Consider the following 6188-nt stretch of genomic DNA (forward strand, 5'->3'; position numbering starts at 1 on the left):
GAATGTATATATAACCACTTGAATATATCCATTCACAGTTTCTGGGGAGGCGAGCCATCGAGCCCCAGAAACTTGGATGGCTTCTTTCCCAGGAATTAGGAATACCGTAAAACAAAGGTGAACATTAATGTATGACTCAATAACGGGGATACTGATAGTAGCAGGCATAATAGTCGTATTATTCGGTTACAAGAAATTTCCGGATATCGTACGAAGTTTTGGAAGAGCAACAGGCGAGTTCCAGAAAGGCAAAATGGAAGCACAGAAGGAACTCGATGAAATAAAGAAATCTGTTGCTGAGCCTGCAACTGATGTCAAGAACACAGTAGCAGAAATAAAGAAAGGGTAATATAAATGGGCGAAGGCATCCTTGATGAACTGCAACCACATCTCTCCGAGTTGTTTCGGAGATTGAAGCACATAGGCATTGCCTTCGTCATCGTTCTTTTAACAGTGTTCATGTTCAATCCACTGAAACTCACATTCGGTCTCACAGGTTCATTCACGGTTTATGCGTTCAACCTTATCTCAAAGAATATCGGAGGTGTGAAGATCATAACGATCTCGCCTTTTGAGGCACTTTTCACTGATCTCTTTCTCGGTGTTGTGATATCCATCATGATATTGCTTCCTTATATTCTCTATAATACCATCGCATTTATTCTTCCTGGGATGTCAAAAAGGGAGAAGCGTCTCTTGAAGATATCTCTTATACCAGGAACCATCATGTTCATTGTTGGAATGTCGTTCGCATGGTATCTCCTGATACCGCTGATGTTCCATTTTACAGCAATTCTGGATCCGGCAATGGGCGTTCAGCCGACTGTATCTGCACAGAAGCTGATCGGTCTCCTGCTGACAATCATATTTTCACTTGGTCTCGTGTTTGAGATGCCACTGATAATTTCTGCACTCGTTTATCTCGGCATTGTAGATGTTCAGTTTCTCAGGGCAAAATGGAGATACGCAGTTGCAGGCTCATTCATAGCTGCATGGATAATATCACCGGGTGCAACTGGTGGCTTGATCGAGACGGCAATGGGATTGATATTTTCAGGCTTGTACTTTTCCGGTATATATCTCGGAAAGTTCATGGAAGTAAGAAAAAGGAGTTATGTGTATGTGGAAGCATAAAGAATCGAAGTGGTTGGTAAGAGGAGGAAGGAAAGTCCGATGTTATCTATGTGGAAAGAAGATTCTCACAAAGGGTGATCTTTTCCTTTTCAATCAGGTCACAGGGTATTATTCCCATCAGTCCTGTCAGGCTGAAAGCACCACTATAAGCGGAAATGAAAGACGAAGGGCAGTCAAGAAGATAGCCGTTGGGGCTGCTGTTGTCGGTGCCATAGCTGCTGGTGCAGGAAAATTCCTCGATGTTTCTTCTCAATCGAAGAATTCTCCTGCTGCACAGACAATCCTGACATCACAGGGACTGATACCACCTGCATTGACTTCCGATCCTGCCAATCCTGTTCCCGGACAGATATGGTACAGATCGGATGCAGGAGTTGAAGCTCATTTCGATGGCGTTCAGAATCGTGTTGTCTATTCATCTGAAATCAATGATGGCAATGTCAATGTCACATCTAAAGGGATAGTAAACGGTCTATCTGTATTGCCGAACGATGGAAAAGGTGGCTTCGGCCCTGACACAACAAAAGGTGCAACGGCACCTGGGCAGTATGGAAGCCCGTACACGAAGACATCGGGAATACAACCAGCGGTAAATTATATATACAACTCGGGTACTACTACTAACGGTAATGGAGGGAAATCATTGCTCGTTGGCTCAATTTGTCTGGATGGGGATGTTTTTGAGATAGATGCTCCAATTACAATTCCTGCTGCTCCGTCAGGCACGTATGGTCCTAACCTAACAATAAAAGGACGTGGCTTGCAGAATACCATTTTAAATTTCAATTTTGACAGCGAATGGGGAATTACTATATCTTCGGATAATTCGTATGGCATGTTTTCTTTTGAGGGATTTTCTCCGGATGCAGGATCGGGATACACGCCAAATGGTTGGTTAAATGCAGATTGGTCTGGCTCGAGTAATGCAGGCCAATCAAACATGATATTAAAAGACATAAATGTCTACCCTGCAACATGGGCAACAAATTCGATGGTACTTAAATCGATGGCATACGTACTTTTGCTTAATGTGTGGGATACTACCAATTCATCTAACACCGGGCCAGTCCTCGCAAGCGAACTAAATCAATGGATAGGTGGTGTGTCATATCAACCAATCAACCTAACCAACACTTCCATTGGCACATTTGTCACAGAATTAGACGGATTGCAATCTTGCCCAGTCAGTGTCACTTTTGGAACAGTTCTACTAAGTGTTAGAAACTGTATGGGATTTGTTTTTACGATAGGAGCAGCAACAATGACCAATCTGTATCTGGAAAATGTGCATTATGGTTCACTGTCAGGTTCAGCCCTGATCAGTGCAACGTCTGCTTCCACTATCAACATGATCACCATAAAAGGATTATACACAAACACAACACAGACCAAATCATTGTTAGATACCACGAATTTAACTGTGCTAAAACTATCTGCTGAAGGTGTAAATCCATCATCCGGTACACTGACACTCCCATCCGTTTCCATACCCACAAACCCTCCAGTCTCCGGCACAGCGTACCAGAACACCAATCCCTACGATATACGCCTCAAGATACCAGTGACGTACTCACCGACATCGTCAGCGGCAGCGACACTGGCAACTGGAACATCCACAAGTTCTACAGTGACAACCTCCACGAAGGTATCATATCCGGCGGGAATTACTACTGGAATTATTGAAACCTATGAAATGGTAGTGAAAGCAGGACAATATTTTAAGCTCGTAGTGACGAATGCAACCATCGGAACGGTGGAAGTTCAGGCAGCGTGATAATACGAAAATCAAATGCCCCGTTGCACTCTGCGGATGGGAAGGCAAAACCCACGATTTCTGGAAGCACATAGAAGACTACAAGACCACATGGAAAGATGTTATGGACAGTGGATTTCCGAGGTCGGAATCGCATGAAAGATGGGCATCCTATTTCTTTCCTAAAATCTGGAACAATCCTGATCTGCCTGAAAAGGTAAGATGGACAAACATTGCAGTTGCCTACGTGAGTCAAATGAAGAATCAAAGCAAGATGGCACAGCACAAGGGAAAGAAACTCTCTCCCGATGGTTCTGACAAGATAGAAATGCATGACGGCAAGATCATGATGAACGGGCAGGAATACTCGCCTGATGAATTTGCGAAGGTAATGCCCGGAATCAAGGTTCCACAGGGGCAGAAGCCTCCGTTTGAGACTATCAAGGATATTTCAGGTGATTTACGGATCACCCATGAAGGGAAAGAATATACTGTTGAAGAGTTCAGGAAGTTGCAGAGAGAGAAATTGGAGATGCTGAAGAAATGAGGATGAGGCTGCTTGTGGTTCCGATGCTTTTCCTTTTACTGATGGGAATGATTGTAGTACCGCAAGCGAATGCCTCGACACCTCCTTCTGTGCATTTCAACAGCAGTCCGATCACTACATGGTATAACCAGACTCCGTATGAGTATGCGGCATCCATATCGGAACCGTATAACTGGACTCTCAAGACAAACGCATCCATGCACATGTCAGGTGGCAATACGGTGAATGATACGAAAGCACAGACCGTGTTTGGCATCCTTTCAACAGGTAGCTACTGGGTCAATCTTTCTATCTCATACCATAATGCTACCAATGTAACCACATTGCTGATCTACCAGAATTTCACGTTGACAATCCTCAATAAGCCCTACATATATTCCACACCTGAAACCTTCTTCTATCAGGATTCTACCTATAACTACACCTATGAGATCAACCAGGGGAACATCACCAACTATTCTTCAGGATTCACGTTGAACAAGACTGCACATACGCTGTCTGAATATCTATCTGGAACTTCGTATTCTTTCTTTATCACCGTATCGGATAAGAACGGAACATATACACAATACTGGGGGGCCAGCACGAACAGTACATACAGTTATTCTTTCACCGCAAATCTTAGTGGAACCGTAGTAAGTGTCAAATCGATGATCACAGATATTGGGGTAAACAACACAAGCCTTCTTATGGATTCATATTCGGTCCTGTCGGTCCCTCGTACCTCCTATTCATACTCGTTCGTTATCATGAGCCCAACAGTGTATTCTATCTCGACTTCCTCCGCACTTGCACCTAATGTTACCCTTTCTTTCAACCTTCTGGCCCCCGGGTCTTATAACGTCTTCATGATCAGCAATGTGTCTGGAACAACCATAGTGCTCAACAACGTCAGCTCTACAGGGACAGTCAACATAACCTACGATCCTGCCACCATGCCGCTGGACCCTGTATTCGAGGTTTCGCCTTCCATCGCTCCGCCTCCTCCATACCACCCTGTGCAGCCCACTCCTCCGATGAATTTCTTCCCCGCCTATGTCTTCTATATCCTCCTTGCAACGTCGGCATCTGGTGTTGCTGCCGGTGTATACATCATGATTCGCCGCAGATGAATGTATATATAACCCCTTGAATATATCCATTCACAGTTTCTGGGGAAGCGAGCCATCGAGCCCCAGAAACTTGGATGGCTTCTTTCCCAGGAATTAGGAAAAATGGAGGGATAATCTCTCAAGGAATCGGCTCTCTGATGTTACATTCCAGTGGCTCGGACAGGCGATCTCCCTGTTGGATTCCTGAGACATGAAAACAAACACAAGACTTTGGGTAATAATAATAGGCTTGCTTATTGTCTTCGCAGGTGCATTTGGTATCCTCGTCATTGGCGGGGAAGCTGCGCAGGCAAAAAGCAACGGCGGTTTGAACGTAGTAAAGGACTATAACGTTGGAAATGAGGTATCCGAGATTTGGGGCCTCAATACGACAGCGCACACATGGAAGCAGGCGACCCTCACGGGAGCAGGGACAGATGCCATAACGGCGACATTCCCCGTGAAGTTCACGGTCGATCGGGTCATAATAATGACCGACAATGCCTCTCAATCCGTGTATGATCTCCTGGTAAAGAGTGCGTATTATGAGTACACCGACCTGACAAGTTCCGGCGGAAAGATAACGAACCTGTACCAGTATTTCGGCCAGTATGTCAACGACTCCGGCACGACCTCGATAAGCGACAAGGGCATAACAGGATATGCACTGAACTTCTCGCTCTACGGTCCGAGCACGGATCTCTTTGGCCATAACCCGGCTGTCAACCTTCTACAGCTATTCGCATCCCCATGGTCCGGAACGGCACAGTACCAGCTGCAAGTCAATTCAACGGTAAATGCAACAACGGCATTCAGCTTCACCTTTACGCAATACTTTGAATCATCCGTGAGCTTCAACCTCGTGGATCTCGTCAGCTATTTCATGCTTGCCTTCCTCCTGCTGGGAACGCTCTTCCTGTGGTACGCCACACCTGAGCACTACGGCGATGAGGAAGAAAGATCAGCAGCAAAGCAGGCTCGGAATGAGCTTCCGCTTGCAATCATAATAGGTGCGGTAGGCCTGTTCATCTTCGCGGTAGTCGGTGAGATGGGAAACATATCTCCGCTCTTCGGCTACGGCGGTGCAACGATGGGCCTGCTCGTTGGAGGATTGCTCACATTCGCCTACACGGCAGTCGCCACAAGGCAGAAATACCACTACACGGCGTTCGTCTTCCTGGTTGGCGAGGCTCTGGGCATACTCCTCAACATACTGGTGCCTGATGGAACAATCTACGCGAACTATGCCGCATCGGCGAACGTCCTTGGATCTCTCCTTGGATGGTACGTTGTGGTATTCGCCCTATTCGTGACGGTCATCGGCGTGCTGAACACGAAGAGGTACAAGCTGCGTCCAAGAGAGCACAGGGAGTGATCTGATTGGCAGATGAGGAAGAGGAAGTATCTTCGGGCTTCGAGCTGACGACAGACGAGATTTTCATTCTCGTAGCCGTCGTGCTTGCGGCAGCTGTCTTCCTCGCCTTATACCTGGACCAGCAGGCAGTTGCGGGAATCGGTGTGGGGATCGTCTCTGGCTTCGCATCCCCTATCACCGCGTTCTTCAACGGCATAGCACAGGCAATATCCTCGTTCTTCAACTGGATAAGCCATGCGCTGTCGAACCTGTGGGTCCTGAAGGCCCGGTTATATATGATCGTGCTTT

The 6188-nt window shown here is 46.3% G+C and carries 7 protein-coding genes; all 7 read left to right on the forward strand.

What is annotated here, in order from left to right; translation table 11 throughout:
- Window positions 1–127 precede the first annotated feature (127 nt).
- Window positions 128–349 (forward strand): twin-arginine translocase TatA/TatE family subunit, encoded by a 222-nt coding sequence (locus KIS29_11075; GenBank protein ID MBX8640866.1) that lies wholly within the window; start codon window positions 128–130, stop codon window positions 347–349.
- 5 nt (window positions 350–354) lie between these two features.
- Window positions 355–1134, forward strand: coding sequence for a twin-arginine translocase subunit TatC (gene tatC / locus KIS29_11080; GenBank protein ID MBX8640867.1), 780 nt, complete (start codon window positions 355–357; stop codon window positions 1132–1134).
- A complete protein-coding gene (locus KIS29_11085) occupies window positions 1121–2908 on the forward strand; it encodes a hypothetical protein (GenBank protein ID MBX8640868.1) in 1788 nt (595 codons plus the stop codon). The genes tatC and KIS29_11085 overlap by 14 nt, the downstream gene beginning before the upstream one ends.
- Window positions 2871–3434 carry a hypothetical protein gene (locus KIS29_11090; GenBank protein MBX8640869.1) on the forward strand — a complete coding sequence of 188 codons (564 nt, stop codon included), beginning with the start codon at window positions 2871–2873 and terminating at the stop codon, window positions 3432–3434. The genes KIS29_11085 and KIS29_11090 overlap by 38 nt, the downstream gene beginning before the upstream one ends.
- Complete coding sequence (locus KIS29_11095) at window positions 3431–4546, forward strand: hypothetical protein (GenBank protein MBX8640870.1); 1116 nt, start codon at window positions 3431–3433, stop codon at window positions 4544–4546. Before KIS29_11090 ends, KIS29_11095 begins: the two co-directional genes overlap by 4 nt.
- Before the next feature lie 190 nt (window positions 4547–4736).
- Window positions 4737–5900: a hypothetical protein gene (locus tag KIS29_11100; GenBank protein MBX8640871.1), complete on the forward strand. Its 1164-nt coding sequence runs from the start codon at window positions 4737–4739 to the stop codon at window positions 5898–5900.
- A gap of 5 nt (window positions 5901–5905) precedes the next feature.
- Window positions 5906–6188, forward strand: a 283-nt coding sequence (locus KIS29_11105) for a hypothetical protein (GenBank protein MBX8640872.1), incomplete at its 3' end; no start/stop codon positions are given.

The organism is Candidatus Sysuiplasma jiujiangense (assembly GCA_019721075.1).
Lineage (GTDB): Archaea > Thermoplasmatota > Thermoplasmata > Sysuiplasmatales > Sysuiplasmataceae > Sysuiplasma > Sysuiplasma jiujiangense.